The organism is Ruegeria sp. AD9 (genome assembly GCF_056542305.1).
On record NZ_JBQFZP010000024.1, the window covers coordinates 1 to 14,847 of the forward strand.

Here is a 14,847-nt window from a genome sequence, read left to right on the forward strand (position 1 = left end):
CATGACCCTGACACCCGTCGAGCTGTTGCGGCAAAACGCTCCGGCCACCCGTCCCATAATCGCCCTCAGCGAAGGCAACGACCCCCGCATCACCAAAGGGGCCCTCAACGCGCAGACGGGAGGGTCGTGCTGCTTTGAAACACACGCTCAGCAGGAAGGTATGATGTCATGACACCCCAGGTCCTCAATCTCTTCGGTGCGCCCGCAACACGCAGCGAACGGCGCCTGGCCGATCTTCCGGACCGCGTTGTCGAAGGCGATCCGCATCACCAGATCGGGGTGCATTTTACCAGTCCGGACGGCAAGTTGTCTGCGGGCACATGGACCTCGACGCCCGGAAAATGGCATGCGTTCACGGACAAGGACGAATATTGCTATATTGTCAAAGGCCATTGCGCTTTGGTCCATGAAGATGGCACCCGGCAAGATTTTCGTGACGGGGCGAGTTTTCTGATCCCGAACGGGTTTCGCGGCTATTGGGAAGTCATTGAGGAAACGACGAAGCACTTTGTGATCCGGGATTGCACCTAAGACCCACTAGGTGATCTGAAGCGCAGAAGCCGTTAAGCGGGAAGGTGGTTCTTGCGGTAAAGGCGTCGCATGATCATGGGCGTCAGGTACATCGGGATCTGATACGCGCCGATGAATGCCATGATCGGGGCGGTGACATCAGGTGGCAGGGCAACAAAGAAAATGGCGATGTTCCGGTTTCCCGCGATGATCGATATCGCGGTAGATTTGTCTGCGGGGAGCCGGTTTCGGCTCAGGTGAAATGCAACGGCTTGTGCCCCGAAATTGGCCAGACAGGCGAGCGCGATCCAGAAGGTTGCAATGGCGGGATTGTTCAGGGCCGTGGCGCTGACCGATGGCATCAGCCCGATGACAAAGACGGCCAGGGTGAGCGTTCCCAACCCTTCGAGGTTCAGCAGCGTTGCGGGTGAAGGTGCGCGCAGAACTGTGCGCCGTATGACGATGGCGGTACCGGTTGCAGTTACGATGGTCAGCAGCAAGTGCAACCCGGCCCGCACGACAGATTGAATATCCCCCAGTTCAGGCATGAGCAGAAATACCGGCAACGCGGTCAGCGGCAACAGCGCCGTACCCACAACCATCAGCCGCATCGCGTGTTCAGGCGGATGGCCCATCATCAGGCACATATTGGGACTGCCTGAAATGGACGGGGCCGCCGCCATGATCAGCAGGGACAAAAGGACAGGCGTTCCAGTCCATCCGCCCGCGAACCCGATGGCCAGCACGATCAGTGGCATAACGAATTGAAACCCGATGACCGTGAATGCGACCTTTTGCAGATCGCTCAGCGACCCGAGAATGGTTTCAGGGCTCATCCTGAGGACCGTGACGAACAGCAACAACACGACCAGTGGCGGCAGCAGGTTTCGCATCGGCTCGGCCAGAGACGGCAGCAGAAGGCCAGCCGCCAGCCCGGCGATCAGTACATGAGGGCCATGACGCGCCGCCAGATGTAACGGGTTCAAGGCTGTTCTACCCACCCGGGCCTTGGCGCAGATTTTCCGGCAGCCAGGTCGCCAGATCCGGGAACCAGATGAGGATGAAAACCATCAATACCATGATCAGGAACATCGGGATCGCTGCACGCGCGATGTAGCTCATCTCGTGGTTTGTCATGCCCTGCATCACGAACAGGTTGAACCCGATCGGCGGCGTGATCTGTGCCATCTCGACAACAACCACGATGAAGATGCCGAACCAGATCAGGTCGATCCCGGCGTCACGGATCATCGGTTCAACCACGGCCATCGTCAACACGACCGAGGATATCCCGTCCAGAAAGCATCCCAGAATGATGTAGAATACCAGCAAGACCATCAGCAGCTCGAACCGTGTCAGGTCCCATCCGGCGATCAGGTCGGCCAGTCCGCGCGGCAGGCCGGTGAACCCCATCGACAGCGACAGAAAGGCCGCCCCCGCAAGAATCAGGGCGATCATCGCACTGGTGCGCGTGGCCCCCATCAGGCTTTCGGTAAACGTCTTCCAGGTCAGCGACCCTTGACCGGCGGCCAGCAAAAGCCCGCCAATCACGCCGAAAGCGGCGGCTTCGGTCGCGGTAGCATAGCCCAGATACATCGATCCGATGACAACGGTGATCAGCAGGATCACAGGCAGCAGAAAGCGTGAGTTTTTGACTTTCTCAGAAAAGCTCAGCTTGATTTCGTCGTTCGGGTTCCAGTCCTTACCCAGCTTGGAATACAGCGCGACATATCCCATGAACATTGCCGCAAGAACAAGGCCGGGGAGGATACCGGCGAAGAACAGCTTGGTGATCGATTCATTGATCGTCACCCCGTATACGATCAGAGTCAGAGAGGGTGGGATCATCAGCCCCAATGTTGCTGCACCGGTCAATGTTCCTATGATCATCCGCTCGGGGTAATTGCGCTTGCGCAACTCGGGGATCGACATTTTTCCGACGGTCGTCAGGGTTGCCGCCGACGACCCCGAGACAGCGGCAAAGACAGTACATCCAACGATATTCGTATGCACCAGACCACCGGGCAGGGGGGCCATCCAGGGCGACAACCCCTTGAACATGTCCTCGGACAATCGCGTTCGGTACAGGATCTCGCCCATCCAGATGAACATCGGCAGGGCGGTCAGGGTCCACGAGGACGATGCCGACCAGATGGTCGTTATCATGACATCGCCCACGGGGCGTGTCGTGAACAGCTCCATCCCGACCCAGGCGACACCCATCAGGGCCAGTCCGACCCACACACCGGTGCCCAACAGGGTAAAAAGCACAAAGAGGAAGAGGATGATAACAGCCAGGTTTTCCATGCGTTTACTCTCCGTGGCTCTGATCGGCCAGATCGCGGACGATGCGATGTTCACCGCGGAACAGGACGTGGATCAGGTGATCCGTCAGGGCGATGGCAAGGATCACGGCACCGATCAGCATCGCGGATTGAGGGATCCAAAGGGCGGTTCTATCCTGTCCCTGACTGACGTCGTTGAACTTCCAGCTCCAGTAGACAAAGCGATAGGCATACCAGCAGAAATACCACATGACGGCGGTAGCGATTCCAAAGCACCAGACTTCAAGAATGCGCCGAACCCCGTCCGGCACTGCGTTCAGCAGGATCGATACACGGATGTGGCTGCCCCGGTTCAGCGCGTTGGCAAACGCCAGAAAAGAGGCGGCAGCCATCGCATAACCGGCATAGTCCGGTGCGCCGGGAAACACTTCGCCGGTCCAGCGGGCCAGCATCTGCACCACGATCAGCAGCAATATGGCAATCAGGCTGATCGCCGCCAGAACCCCTGCTGCCAGATAAATGAAATCCAATACGGACCGAAGCCCTCGCAAAACTGCCATGCCGTCCCCGCTGTGTTCTGATTGGATTTGAAACGGGCGGCAGGATATGCCGCCGCCCGTCCGGTAAGGATCACTGAGACGCGTGGAACGCGTCGACGATGGCCTTGCCTTGGTCCCCGGCGGCCTCCAGCCATTCATTGGTCATGGTCACACCGATTTCTTTCAATTCCTTCACCATCTGATCCGATGCCGGGCCAACGGTCATGCCGCCATCCCGCAGGCCTTGCAAGGTAAAGCCGGTGTATTCCTTGGCACGCCAGTTCCCGGCATATTCCGCCAGCTCAGCACAGCCTTTGATGACGTTCTTGTTGGCATCGGATACACCAGACCAGACGTCGGAATTGACCATCACGTAGTTGCGCGGCAGCCAGGCGTCGACCTCGTAGAAATAGTTCAGGCTTTCCCAAACCTTGCGGTCATACCCGGTCGAACCCGACGATATCATCGAATCCGCCACGCCCGTTGCAAAAGCCTGACTGATTTCAGCCGCTTCGATGGTAACCGGCAGCATCCCGGTCAACTCGGCCAGCCGTGAAGTGGCGTTGTTGTACGAGCGGAACTTGATGCCCTTCATCTCGGCGACCGAGTTTACCTCATTTTTGAAATACAGACCTTGCGGAGGCCACGGTACCGCATAAAGCAGCGTCAGGTTTTGCTCGGCCAGCAGGTTTTCGATCGAAGGTTTGGCCGCTTCCCAAAGCTTTGCGCTGTCGTCGAATGAGGTCGCAAGAAACGGGATGGAATCAAACCCGAACAATGCGTTTTCGTTCTGATGCCCGGACAACAACCGCTCACCAATCGGGGCCTGCCCTGTCTGGATTGCGCGTTTGATGTCGCCGCCCTTGAACAGCGAGCCGGACGGGTGCGTGACGATTTCAATCTCGCCGCCGGTGCCGGTGGTGACGCATTTGGCAAATTCCGCGCCCGTGGCCGAGTGGAAGTTTGAGGCCGCATAGGCCATCGGCATGTCCCATTTTTCGGCCATGGCGGGTGCCGCGGCGGCGGCGGTCAGCGCAGTTGCCGCCAGAAGGTTCGTCAATTTCTTCATCATTCTTCTCCCTGTTGAATTTGGAAACACCGGCGTTCTTCACCGGTTTGTTCATTATTTCGCGTATCGTGACGGCGCGTAGACGCTCATGTCGACATTTGGCGTTCTGCCCGCAATCATCTGCGCCAGAAGGCGCCCGGTTTTTGGCCCGCCTGTCAGGCCGATATGGTGATGCCCGAAGCCCATATAGGCCCCTTTGATACCGGGCACTTCGCCAATAACCGGGATCGAGTCAGCCGGAGCGGGCCTGTGCCCCATCCATTCCACTTCCTCCTTCCATGTCACGCCCGGGAACGCCGCCCGGGCATTTTTGCGCATCAACTCGAACGGCGCGCGCGAGGGCGGCGCATCCAGCCCTCCGAACTCGACAATGCCCGCCAAGCGTATGCGCCCATCCATCGGTGTCGCAACGAACTTGCCCGAGACAACCATAACCGGGCTACGCGGCATCGCGGAAGGCTTTACCAATTCAAGATGATAACCACGTTCGCTTTCAAGAGGAACAGAAACTCCCAAGCGCTTTGCCAAGGGGCCCGACCAGATCCCGGCCGTGACAACGGCCGCGTCACAAGCAATGGTCTCGCCACCGGCCCGAACACCTGTGACATGCCCGTTTTTCCGAACTACGTCTTCGACGTTTGCACGTATGAAACGACCTCCGTTCACCTCAACATGCGCGGCAAGGTCTTTCACGTACCGGCCGGGGTCGGTGATGTGGCCATGATCCGAAAGCCGGGCGGCAAACCCGATGCCCTGACTGTAAACCGGGTCATATTCATGGAAGGCGTGACCTTCCAATTCGTCCCACTGAAACCCGTTCCGGCGCCGGATATCCCAGCCAAAGGCATCTTCCTCAAAATGTGCGCGATCCCTGTAAAGAAAAAGGTAATCTGACGGAACCAGCCACTTTTCCGCCCCCGTTCCGGCCGCCAGCGCCTTGTGGTCATTCAGACTGTCGCCAACGATGGACGACAGTGCTGCGGCGATCCTCTCGACGTCGGCGGCGTTGGCGTGACGGAGGTATTTCCAAAGCCACGGAAGAAGTTTTGGTAAATATCCCCATTTCAGGAACAAGGGTTGCGAGGGGCTGAGCAGCATCTTCGGCGCTTTGCCCAGCAATCCGGGAACGGTGACCGGAACGATCGAACACGAGGCCAAAACCCCGCCATTGCCGTGCGAGGTACCTTCGGCAGGGCCTGCCTTGTCGATCAGGATCACGTCGTGACCATCCCGCTGCAACCAGACCGCAGTCGACACGCCGACAATTCCGGCCCCGATGATGGCTATGGTTTTCTTGTCCGTCATACTGTCACCGCCTTGGCAACCGCATAATGATTCAGTTTGGTCAGGTCAGGTCTGCCGCCAAGTCCGGCGCCCTGAGGCACGCATACCTGACCGTCCTTTACCTGAAATGGCTGCTCCAGAATGTCCTCTTTCAGGTAATAGGACGCCTGATAGAATTCGCAGCCCAGAGAGATTTCCGGTGTCGTGGCAATCATGTGCGTGCCCGCCAAGTGGGCCAGTCCAGCCTCGAACATGTCACCACCATAGGCCGTCAGGCCATGGGCCGCAGCAATGCGTGCAACTGTCTGCCCGCGTGTCAGGCCGCCTGACTTCATGATCTTCACTGAAACTCCGTCGCAGATCCCTTCGCGAGCTGCGCGCTCCATATCTTCGGGGCCAAAGACGCTTTCGTCGGCCAGAAGGGGAACATCCGTCATCTGCCGCAGCTTTGCCATCATGCCATACTGATGGGCGCGGACAGGTTGTTCAATGAAGTCCGGTTTGAACTGAGCGACGTCCCGCACCTGCGATGGCGCATCATCAATGCTGAGCCCTTGATTATAGTCCACGCGGACCGAGAACTCCGGGTAGTTCTGGGCAAGATACTCCAGCCGCATGATGTCAAAGGCGTGATCCTTGAACCCGGTCTTGAGTTTGACAATCCGAACACCGTCCTCACGCAGGCGCGCCAACAGATCGACGTCCTGGGCAAAGTCGGGATTTGCGATGGAACAACTCAGCGGAATGCTGTCGCGGAAGCGACCACCCAGCAAAGACCAGACTGGAACACCGCTGATCCGGCCTGCCAGATCCAGCAGTGCGGTTTCCAGCGCCGCCTTGGCTTCGGTGCAATGTGCCACGGCATAAGCCGCACGCGCCATGATGGCGGCCCGATCCCCAACGCATGCCCCAAGAACGTGAGGGCGCAGATAACGGTCCAGTGCCGCAAAACTCGCTTCGGGTGTTCCGGTGAAAACAGACCAGGGCGACGCCTCGCCATACCCCTGCGTGCCATCCTCGGATGTCAGGCGCAGGATGACGACTTCGCAAACGCCTTCAACCGATCCGATGCCGTGATCCCGGCGGGATGTGACCGGCAGTTCAAGGTGCCACAGGTCATAGCCGATGATTTTCTGTGCCAGATTGCTCATTTCGCCCCCTGTCGATGGGGAAAGCCTGCCTTGACCGGGCTATCATTTCAAATACTATATTTTCGTAAGTTCATCAGAAAAAGTGATGTAGCAATCGTTGTCCCTACGCTTTCGCCAGCTTCAGGCCTTTCATGCCATCATGGAAACCGGAACCGTGACCGGCGCGGCCTCGGTTCTTGGGATATCGCAACCCGGCATCAGCAACCTTCTGGCACAGCTCGAGCGCGAGGCTCGTCTGCCTCTGTTCGAACGGACCAAAGGCCGATTGCTGCCAACCCCTGAGGCCGAGATGCTATTTCGCGAGGTCGACACGGTCGTGCGCGGGCTGGACCACGTGGCGCAGGCCGTAACCGATTTGCAGAACAAACATCCCGGTCAATTGCAGGTTGCCGCGCCTCACCTGTTGTCCTTTGGCTTCATGCCCCGCGAGATCGCGTGTTTTGCCAAAACGCGTCCGAACCTGTCTGTCAGCTTTCAGTCGCAATATTCGTCCAAGATTCAGGAATGGGTCATCTCGGGCCTGTTTGAAATCGGTATCGTCGAGATGCCCATTCTGCATGACACACTGAACTATCAGGAGTTTCAGTTTGAAACGCTCGCGACTTTTCCTGAGGGCAGTCCCTTGGCCGAGCACGACGTACTGACGCCAGAGATTTTGGAAAACGAACCCTTCATCGTGATGGGGCCGGAACACCAGACCCATCGCCGGACTCGCGACATCTTTCAGGCATCCGGCCACACATGGCGTACCCAGATACACACCCATCTGTCCGAAAACCTGCTGAGCTTTGTAAAACAGGGTATGGGGGTCGCGATGATCGACCCCTTTACTGTGACCTTTGACGACGAGAGCGGGTATCAGACCCGTCCATTTGCGCCGCCAGTCATGCTGGATCTCGCGATCATCACGGCCAAGGGCCGCCCTTTGTCCACGATTGCCCAGGAATTTCTGGCCCAGTTGACCCCGTCAATTGCCGCTTACGCGACCCATTCCGAGACCGGCGCGGCCGCTTCGTGAAGCGGCTGTGAGTGAATGTCGACAAGTGTTGGGCCGTCATGCTCAATCGCCTGTTTCAGCACGCGCGGCAGATCCTCGGGGTCTTTGACGGTCCAGGATTTGACGCCAAAGGCGGCCGCAACAGCGGCGTGGTCTGTCCGGTTGAAATCAACATTGTAATAGCGCTGACCAAATCCCGCTTTCTGGCCAGCCTTGATCCATCCGAAGACTGAGTTCGAGAAGACGATCGAAGTGATTGGCATATTGTGCCGGACCATCGTTTCAAACTCGCCGCAGGTGAACCCGAACGAGCCATCGCCCATGACCGACAGGGTTTTAACCGATGGCCGCCCGACATGTGCCCCCATGGCCGCGCCCAGCGAATACCCCAGCGCCCCATGTGCCCGGTTGGTGATGAAATGGCGCCCCGGTTTCCGCCAGCGGTAATATGCGCTGAAATAGGGGCAGGGGGTGCCGGGGTCGGCGACGACAATCGCGTCGTCATCCAGAATGTCCATCAGGGACGCCATGACGGCCTCGGGCCGGATCGGTGTCTCGCGACTTGCGGCCAGGGGGGCGAACGCGGCCATCTTGGCCTCCCATGCGGCGCGGGCCTTGGTTGTTCCGCCTTGGCTTGTCAGGCCCTGCCGGTCTTCCAGTGCTTGCGCCAAAGCCTCCAGCGCCAGTCGGGCATCGGCGCAGATCGCCACTTCGGTCTGGTAATTGGCGCCGATCACCATCGGATCGCTGTCGATATGGATGATCGTGGTGCTGCGCCAGGGGCTTCGCCACCGTTCCGTTGTGACCGAACCGGCGCGGCAGCCAATGAACAAAACGACATCGGCCTGATCCACGACGGCGCGGGTTGCCGGGATGCCCCCGTTCGACCCGACAACGCCCAGGGCCAGCGGGTCGGTCTCGGCAATGGACCCCTGACCCGACACGGTTGTGGCCACGGGCATGTCCAGCAGGCCTGCAACCCGGCGCAGCGCATCGGTCGCCCGGGACAAAACCGGCCCGCCACCACAGACCGCAACCGCGGATTTGGCCCCTGCAAGAATGGCAGCCGCTGCTTCGATGGTGTCCGGGTCAGGTGCGGCCCGTTCAGCGGGATAGCTGCGGTGCCTGTCATCCGCCCAGATTTCAGCCTCATCGACCTGCGCCTTCTGCGTGTCAAACGGCAGCGCCAGATGCGTCGCACCGGGCGTGCCGGTCGTCATCGCCCTGAATGCGGCCCGAACCATGGCCGGAAGCCGCGCGGCGTCGTCGAGGGATGTGTTCCATTTGGCCAGAGGCCGGAACAGCGCAGGCTGATCCAGTTCGGTCAAAGGGTATTTGCCGCGGCTGGTTGTTGCCACATCCGACGTGATCGCCAGAATCGGAACCGAGCTTTCGTTGGCCTCGACCACTCCGGGCAAGATATAGGTCGCACCACCGCCGGACGGGCCCTCGCACACGCCGGGCTTGCCGGTGACGCGGGCATAGCCATCCGCCATATAGGCCGCGTGCCTCTCGTCCCGTGTCAGGATGTGCTGAATGCCGTGATCCATCCGGGCAAGGGCATCATAAAAGGGTAAAGTGGTATCGCCGCACAGGCCAAACATATGCGTCACACCATGCGCTTCGAGCATACGCACCATGGCTTCGGCTCCGGTCAGAAAGTTTGTCCCTGTCATGGTTGCGAGTCCCCTGTGTCAAATCTGTACGCAGACCTGTATACAGTTTTGTATATTGATTTCAAGCTCAACGTGTGGCACCTGTGATTCAAACGAAGAAGGGCAGGGGTAATGGCTGGTCCGCGCGTCGATGATATCTATGATCAGGTCAAGGCGATGGCGGTTTCGTTTCGCCTGCGCCCCGGCGACCGCCTGAACGAAGTGGCGTTGTCCAGGGATCTGGGCGTCAGCCGCACCCCGCTGCGCGAGGCGTTGAACCGTCTGGTCGCCGAACGGCTTTTCGACTTCCGCCCCGGACAAGGCTTTTTCTGCCGCCCGCTGGATGCGCAAAGCGTGTTCGACCTGTTCGAACTGCGCCAGATCATCGAAACAGCGGCGGCGCGCGCGGCCTGTGCCAAGGCATCGGACGAAGACCTGCAGTTGCTGCGGGATGAGCTTTACGCAACGGGCATCGACATCACCGGTCTGACTGTTGAAGAAGCCGTCAACCGGGATGAGGCGTTTCATCTGGGTATCGCGAAGCTGTCTGGAAACATGGAACTGTTGCAAACCCTGACGCGGATCAACGACCGTATTCGCTATATCCGCTGGATATCCATGAGCCTCGACAGGGTGCAACGCTCAAAGGACGAACACAAACGCGTCATGCAGGCTTTGATGGACCGGAACGCGGATGAGGCCGCTCGGGTTCTGGGTGCACATATCTCCAAGCGTATGGATCAGGTGCAGGATGCCGTGCGTCACGGGATTTCGAACATCTACATGGAAGGGTCCGACGATATCTCGGCCCGCATTATTGAGGAGGTTGAGGGATGATCGCGCAGGGCGGAAAATCCATCTACGGCGCGTCTGTCGGCATTCTGATGCTGGATGCCCGCTTTCCCCGCATTCCCGGCGATATGGGCAACGCGCAGACCTGGCCCTTTCCGGTTCACTACCGCATTGTTCGCGATGCCTCGCCGGATCGGGTGGTCCGGCGCAAAGCCGAAGGCATGCTCGACGTGTTCATCAACGCGGCGCAGGAGCTTGTCAAAGATGGTGTGGACGGGATTACCACCAATTGCGGGTTTCTGTCCCTGTTCCAAAAAGAACTGGCCCAGGCTGTGCCTGTTCCGGTGGCCACATCGTCCCTGATGCAGGTTGAAATGGTCAACCGCATCCTGCCGGCGGGAAAACGCGCCGGGGTTCTGACCATATCAGCCTCTACTCTGACCAAAGATCACTTGCTGGCCGCCAATGTTCCATTGGACACGCCTATCGGCACAACCGAAGGTGGGGCGGAGTTCACCCGCGCGATCCTTGGAAATGAGCTTGGCCTTGATGTGGAATTGGCCCGCAAAGACAATGTCGAAGCCGCAATGGCCCTGACATCGGAACACCCCGATATTGGCGCGATCGTGCTGGAATGCACGAATATGTGCCCCTACGCGCCCGATATTCAGCGCGCCACAGGGCTGCCCGTGTTTTCTATCGTGTCTTTCGTGACATGGTTTCAGGCCGGTCTTGTGCCGCCCACCTACTAGACAGGTGACACGGGCGCTCTGACTGACCCGCCCTAAGATGTCACAGGTTCAGGTCACCTTGTGCCGAGTTCCGGATCACCCGCTCGGCATTCGGAATGTCGTTTGAAAGCGCCCGCTCTCTTGCGGACTGTTTGCCCAGCCCAAACCCAACCCAACGGTCGGTGAGCCGGGTTTCCAGTGTAGCAAGATCGACGCCCAGAAACACCTTGAGCGCCCATAAGGGATGAAGGCCCACCCAGCCCGGTTCATCCAGCAAAAGGTAATTGCCTTCAACCAGAACGACCCGCTGATCAGGCGAGATCATTGATCGGGCAGCGATTGCCAGATCAAGCTTTCGGTCGAAGCCCGGAATTGCAACTTCATCTTCGGTGCGCAAACGCACAAGCAAGGCATGAAACCCGGCAAGATCAAAGGTTTCAGGCGCGCCCTTGCGGGGGAAAAGCCCACGTTCTTTCAGGATCGCGTTGTCAAAGTGAAAACCGTCCATTGGCACAAGCCCAGCTGACACGCCGCGCCGGTTCAGCTTGGCTGTGGCAAGGCTGGCAACGGTGCTTTTCCCGGATCCGGGCGGGCCGGCAATCGCGACAAGTTGCCGGTGTCGGGCCGGCGGCAGCGCCTCAACGGCATCGACGATGCTGTCGGCCAGAACGTCAGGGGCGGTGCCGCCACCGGTCATGCGGCCTGATCCTCGGGCGGTGCTTCCTTAGCCCCGGTCATAAACGCCACGGCGTCGGACATCGAATAGTCTTTGGGGTCAATCACACACAGGCGTTTTCCCAGCCGGTGCACGTGAATTCGGTCTGCGACTTCAAAAACATGGGGCATGTTGTGGCTGATCAGGATGATTGGGATGCCACGCGATTTCACATCCTGGATCAGTTCAAGGACCCTGCGGCTTTCTTTGACGCCCAGTGCTGCTGTCGGTTCGTCCAGAATAATGACCTTGGACCCGAACGCCGCCGCGCGTGCCACGGCGACCCCCTGACGTTGTCCACCCGACAGGGTTTCGACCGCCTGATTGATGTTCTGGATCGTCATCAGACCCAGTTCGCTCAGCTTTTCGCGGGCGAATTTTTCCATCGCCGGACGGTCAAGCATGCGAAGCCACGACCCGAGCGGTCCTTTGCGCCGAATTTCCCGCCCCATGAACATATTGTCCGCAATCGACAGGGCAGGGGACATGGCAAGCGTCTGGTAGACGGTTTCAATACCGGCTTCACGCGCATCGATCGGGGAATGGAAATTCACCTTTTGACCTTCCAGCCAAACATCGCCTTCGTCTGGCGTCACTGCGCCGGACACTGCCTTGATCAGCGTCGACTTGCCCGCGCCATTGTCGCCGATCACCGCCAGAATCTCACCCGGCATCAGATCGAAGTCGCAGTGATCCAGCGCAGTCACCTTGCCATAGCGTTTCACAAGGTTCCGTCCTTTGAGAATGGGTTCCATCAGGCTGCCACCTTTCTGATCCACTGGTCGACCGCGACCGCTGCGATGATAAGGATGCCGATCAGCAGGAACGTCCATTGTGCATCCGCGCCCAACAACCGCAGCCCAAGCGTAAAGACGCCCACGATCAGGGCACCGAACAGGGACCCCAGAATAGACCCGCGACCGCCAAACAGAGATATCCCCCCGATCACGACCGCCGTGATGCTTTCAATGTTGGCCAGCTGCCCCGAGGTTGGCGAAACCGACCCGATCCGACCAATCAGGGCCCAGCCCGCAAAGGCGCAGATCAGGCCGGACAGCATGTACACGGATATCAGCGTGCGGTGTACGTTGACACCGGACAGCTCTGCCGCTTCGGGGTCATCCCCGACGGCATAGACATGCCTGCCCCAGGCCGTGTGCCGCAGCGCGTATGCAAGGACGAGGATCAGCGCCAGCATGAAGACCACCCCGACGGTAAACACCGCTCCGCCCACGTTAAACTTGGCACCAAACAGTTGCAGGATGGCGGCGTGTTCCTCGATTTCCTGCGACCGGATCGTTTCGTTTTGTGAATAAAGAAAATTCGCCGCAAGAACGATCTGCCACATGCCAAGGGTGACGATGAAAGGTGGCAGCTTGATGCGACTGACCAGAAACCCGTTCAAGGCCCCGATTGCCGAGCCAACAGCAAGGCCGCACACAATCGCAACCGACGGCGGCATTCCATAGCGGAAGGTAAACTGCCCCATCACAACCGACGACATCACCATGATGGCCCCAACACTCAGGTCGATGCCTGCGGTCAGGATCACAAGGCTTTGTGCCGCGGCCACAATCCCGACGATCTGAACCTGCTGAAGGATCAATGTCAGCGCAAAGGGCGAAAAGAACTTGGGGCCTAATAAGACACCAAAGATGACGATGGCAGCGACAAGGACAATCAGCGGGACCAGCGACGGGTTCACATGCAGAAAATGCTGAACCGTCCCGACAAATCCGCGTTGGTGATCGTCAAACTCGGCGACTTGCTCCGGGCTGCCTTTTGCGGCGGTTTCGAAATCGTCAGCTTGTCGTGAAGAATCGGACATGGAACTTCCCCCAAAGCGTCAGGTTTATGACGACTTTAGCAAGGTTTCGGGCGTGTGGGTGGTTTTGATAAGTGGAAGGCCGCGTGGCGGCCTTCCACACGTTCAGCTTAACCCCAGCAGAGGTCCATGCCTTCCTGAACAGAGATGGACTCGACGCCGTCGGCGGCCTTATCCGTCACAAGCGCCACGCCAGTGTCAAAAAAGTCCTTACCGGGTGTGTTCTCGGGTTTCGTCCCTTCGTCCGCCCATTTCTTGACAGCCTCAACGCCCAGCGATGCCATCAGCAGCGGGTATTGCTGGGATGTTGCGCCGATGACCCCGTCCGCCACGTTCTGCACGCCGGGGCAGCCGCCATCGACGGAAACGATCAGCACGTCATTTTCGCGCCCGATAGCCTTAAGCGCCTCATAAGCACCCGCTGCCGCCGGTTCGTTGATGGTGTGCACCACGTTGATCGTCGGGTCTTTGGCCAGCAGGTTCTCCATCGCGCGGCGGCCGCCTTCTTCGTTGCCAGCGGTGACATCGCTGCCAACAAGGCGCGGGTCGTCTTCATCGCCAATCACGTTCGGATCGGCCAGATCAACACCAAACCCCTGCAAAAACCCCTGATTGCGAAGCACATCCACAGTGGGCTGGCTGACCGCAAGGTCCAACGTGGCGATTTTGGCGTCGTTTGCCGCATCTCCCAGAGTGGCTTTTGCCCATTGTCCGATCAGAAGCCCCGCAAGGAAATTGTCGGTGGCAAAGGTCGCGTCGGCCGAGTCGATAGGCTCAAGCGGGGTGTCCAGCGCAATCACCAGCAGCCCGGCATCGCGGGCCTGCTGCACCGCCGGAACGATAGACGACGTATCTGACGCGGTCAGCAGGATACCCTTTGCGCCATCCAGTATGCAGGTTTCGATGGCCTGAACCTGAGTTTCGTGGTCGCCGTCGACTTTGCCGGCAAAGGCCTTCAGCGTCATGCCAAGCTCTTCGGCTTTGGCTGTCGCGCCCTCTCTCATTTTGACAAAGAAAGGGTTGGTATCCGTCTTGGTGATCAGGCAAACGGTTTCACCTTCGGCCATTGCACTGCTTGCCATGGCCGTAACCGCCAGCGCCGTAGCGCCTGCAAGTTTCGCAAGTTTCATCGGTAGTCCTCCCAGTTTTCCCAATGCCCGTCAGGGCATACGTCTGATCGGGCGAAATCCGGCCCGATCGAACGTGAAAACCATCACAAGATTCGAATTTTGAGTCAATAAATAAATCACTCTTATTTATTATTGACAGAAAGGAAGGGTTTCAACATTGTCGT

At 58.8% G+C, this 14,847-nt stretch carries 15 protein-coding genes; 4 read left to right on the top strand and 11 right to left on the bottom strand.

What is annotated here, in order from left to right; genetic code table 11:
• Positions 1-168: 168 nt before the first annotated feature.
• The gene (locus ACR0AM_RS19990; RefSeq protein ID WP_480623826.1) at positions 169-531 is read left to right on the top strand and encodes a cupin domain-containing protein; all 363 of its coding nucleotides are present in this window, start codon (positions 169-171) and stop codon (positions 529-531) included.
• A gap of 32 nt (positions 532-563) precedes the next feature.
• Here ACR0AM_RS19990 and ACR0AM_RS19995 read toward each other — a convergent pair whose 3' ends face one another.
• The 6 genes from ACR0AM_RS19995 to ACR0AM_RS20020 all read right to left on the bottom strand — a co-directional run bounded on the left by ACR0AM_RS19995 (position 564) and on the right by ACR0AM_RS20020 (position 6,838).
• Positions 564-1,496, bottom strand: a complete 933-nt coding sequence (locus tag ACR0AM_RS19995) for a hypothetical protein (protein ID WP_480623827.1) — start codon at positions 1,494-1,496, stop codon at positions 564-566.
• 7 nt (positions 1,497-1,503) lie between these two features.
• A complete protein-coding gene (locus ACR0AM_RS20000) occupies positions 1,504-2,817 on the bottom strand; it encodes a TRAP transporter large permease (protein WP_480623828.1) in 1,314 nt (437 codons plus the stop codon).
• A 4-nt stretch (positions 2,818-2,821) separates the two neighbouring features.
• On the bottom strand, positions 2,822-3,355 hold the full coding sequence (locus tag ACR0AM_RS20005; RefSeq protein WP_480477489.1) for a TRAP transporter small permease: 534 nt from the start codon (positions 3,353-3,355) through the stop codon (positions 2,822-2,824).
• A gap of 70 nt (positions 3,356-3,425) precedes the next feature.
• Entirely contained in the window at positions 3,426-4,403 is a 978-nt protein-coding gene (locus ACR0AM_RS20010; RefSeq protein WP_480496171.1) for a TRAP transporter substrate-binding protein, read from the bottom strand.
• 54 nt (positions 4,404-4,457) lie between these two features.
• Positions 4,458-5,708: an NAD(P)/FAD-dependent oxidoreductase gene (locus ACR0AM_RS20015; RefSeq protein WP_480623829.1), complete on the bottom strand. Its 1,251-nt coding sequence runs from the start codon at positions 5,706-5,708 to the stop codon at positions 4,458-4,460.
• A complete protein-coding gene (locus ACR0AM_RS20020; protein ID WP_480623830.1) occupies positions 5,705-6,838 on the bottom strand; it encodes an enolase C-terminal domain-like protein in 1,134 nt (377 codons plus the stop codon). Before ACR0AM_RS20020 ends, ACR0AM_RS20015 begins: the two co-directional genes overlap by 4 nt.
• Before the next feature lie 97 nt (positions 6,839-6,935).
• On the opposite strand from ACR0AM_RS20020, the gene ACR0AM_RS20025 reads away from it, so the two are divergent.
• Positions 6,936-7,856, top strand: a complete 921-nt coding sequence (locus tag ACR0AM_RS20025) for a LysR family transcriptional regulator (protein WP_480477481.1) — start codon at positions 6,936-6,938, stop codon at positions 7,854-7,856.
• On the opposite strand, the gene ACR0AM_RS20030 is transcribed toward ACR0AM_RS20025, so the two are convergent.
• Positions 7,817-9,511, bottom strand: a complete 1,695-nt coding sequence (locus tag ACR0AM_RS20030; protein ID WP_480623831.1) for a thiamine pyrophosphate-binding protein — start codon at positions 9,509-9,511, stop codon at positions 7,817-7,819. The two genes, ACR0AM_RS20025 and ACR0AM_RS20030, sit on opposite strands and share 40 nt — an antisense overlap.
• Before the next feature lie 111 nt (positions 9,512-9,622).
• Here ACR0AM_RS20030 and ACR0AM_RS20035 point away from each other — a divergent pair, with 111 nt between their 5' ends.
• On the top strand, positions 9,623-10,327 hold the full coding sequence (locus ACR0AM_RS20035) for a GntR family transcriptional regulator (RefSeq protein ID WP_480521270.1): 705 nt from the start codon (positions 9,623-9,625) through the stop codon (positions 10,325-10,327).
• The gene (locus tag ACR0AM_RS20040) at positions 10,324-11,034 is read left to right on the top strand and encodes an aspartate/glutamate racemase family protein (RefSeq protein WP_480623832.1); all 711 of its coding nucleotides are present in this window, start codon (positions 10,324-10,326) and stop codon (positions 11,032-11,034) included. Before ACR0AM_RS20035 ends, ACR0AM_RS20040 begins: the two co-directional genes overlap by 4 nt.
• Positions 11,035-11,074: 40 nt before the next feature.
• On the opposite strand, the gene ACR0AM_RS20045 is transcribed toward ACR0AM_RS20040, so the two are convergent.
• From ACR0AM_RS20045 to ACR0AM_RS20060, 4 genes are all read right to left on the bottom strand, one after another.
• The gene (locus ACR0AM_RS20045; RefSeq protein WP_480623833.1) at positions 11,075-11,710 is read right to left on the bottom strand and encodes a nucleoside/nucleotide kinase family protein; all 636 of its coding nucleotides are present in this window, start codon (positions 11,708-11,710) and stop codon (positions 11,075-11,077) included.
• The gene (locus ACR0AM_RS20050; protein ID WP_480623834.1) at positions 11,707-12,483 is read right to left on the bottom strand and encodes an ATP-binding cassette domain-containing protein; all 777 of its coding nucleotides are present in this window, start codon (positions 12,481-12,483) and stop codon (positions 11,707-11,709) included. Before ACR0AM_RS20050 ends, ACR0AM_RS20045 begins: the two co-directional genes overlap by 4 nt.
• Positions 12,483-13,556 (bottom strand): ABC transporter permease, encoded by a 1,074-nt coding sequence (locus ACR0AM_RS20055; RefSeq protein ID WP_209508213.1) that lies wholly within the window; start codon positions 13,554-13,556, stop codon positions 12,483-12,485. Before ACR0AM_RS20055 ends, ACR0AM_RS20050 begins: the two co-directional genes overlap by 1 nt.
• Positions 13,557-13,663: 107 nt before the next feature.
• Positions 13,664-14,683, bottom strand: a complete 1,020-nt coding sequence (locus ACR0AM_RS20060) for a substrate-binding domain-containing protein (protein ID WP_480623835.1) — start codon at positions 14,681-14,683, stop codon at positions 13,664-13,666.
• Positions 14,684-14,847 lie beyond the last annotated feature (164 nt).

Excerpts from the sequence above, each read along its gene's own strand:
- ACR0AM_RS20010 (WP_480496171.1), bottom strand. The coding sequence starts at position 4,403 with ATGAAGAAATTGACGAACCTTCTGGCGGCAACTGCGCTGACCGCCGCC.
- ACR0AM_RS20035 (WP_480521270.1), top strand. The coding sequence starts at position 9,623 with ATGGCTGGTCCGCGCGTCGATGATATCTATGATCAGGTCAAGGCGATG.
- ACR0AM_RS20045 (WP_480623833.1), bottom strand. The coding sequence starts at position 11,710 with ATGACCGGTGGCGGCACCGCCCCTGACGTTCTGGCCGACAGCATCGTC.
- ACR0AM_RS20000 (WP_480623828.1), bottom strand. The coding sequence starts at position 2,817 with ATGGAAAACCTGGCTGTTATCATCCTCTTCCTCTTTGTGCTTTTTACC.
- ACR0AM_RS20040 (WP_480623832.1), top strand. The coding sequence starts at position 10,324 with ATGATCGCGCAGGGCGGAAAATCCATCTACGGCGCGTCTGTCGGCATT.
- ACR0AM_RS20050 (WP_480623834.1), bottom strand. The coding sequence starts at position 12,483 with ATGGAACCCATTCTCAAAGGACGGAACCTTGTGAAACGCTATGGCAAG.
- ACR0AM_RS20055 (WP_209508213.1), bottom strand. The coding sequence starts at position 13,556 with ATGTCCGATTCTTCACGACAAGCTGACGATTTCGAAACCGCCGCAAAA.
- ACR0AM_RS20015 (WP_480623829.1), bottom strand. The coding sequence starts at position 5,708 with ATGACGGACAAGAAAACCATAGCCATCATCGGGGCCGGAATTGTCGGC.
- ACR0AM_RS20005 (WP_480477489.1), bottom strand. The coding sequence starts at position 3,355 with ATGGCAGTTTTGCGAGGGCTTCGGTCCGTATTGGATTTCATTTATCTG.
- ACR0AM_RS20060 (WP_480623835.1), bottom strand. The coding sequence starts at position 14,683 with ATGAAACTTGCGAAACTTGCAGGCGCTACGGCGCTGGCGGTTACGGCC.
- ACR0AM_RS20030 (WP_480623831.1), bottom strand. The coding sequence starts at position 9,511 with ATGACAGGGACAAACTTTCTGACCGGAGCCGAAGCCATGGTGCGTATG.
- ACR0AM_RS20020 (WP_480623830.1), bottom strand. The coding sequence starts at position 6,838 with ATGAGCAATCTGGCACAGAAAATCATCGGCTATGACCTGTGGCACCTT.
- ACR0AM_RS19990 (WP_480623826.1), top strand. The coding sequence starts at position 169 with ATGACACCCCAGGTCCTCAATCTCTTCGGTGCGCCCGCAACACGCAGC.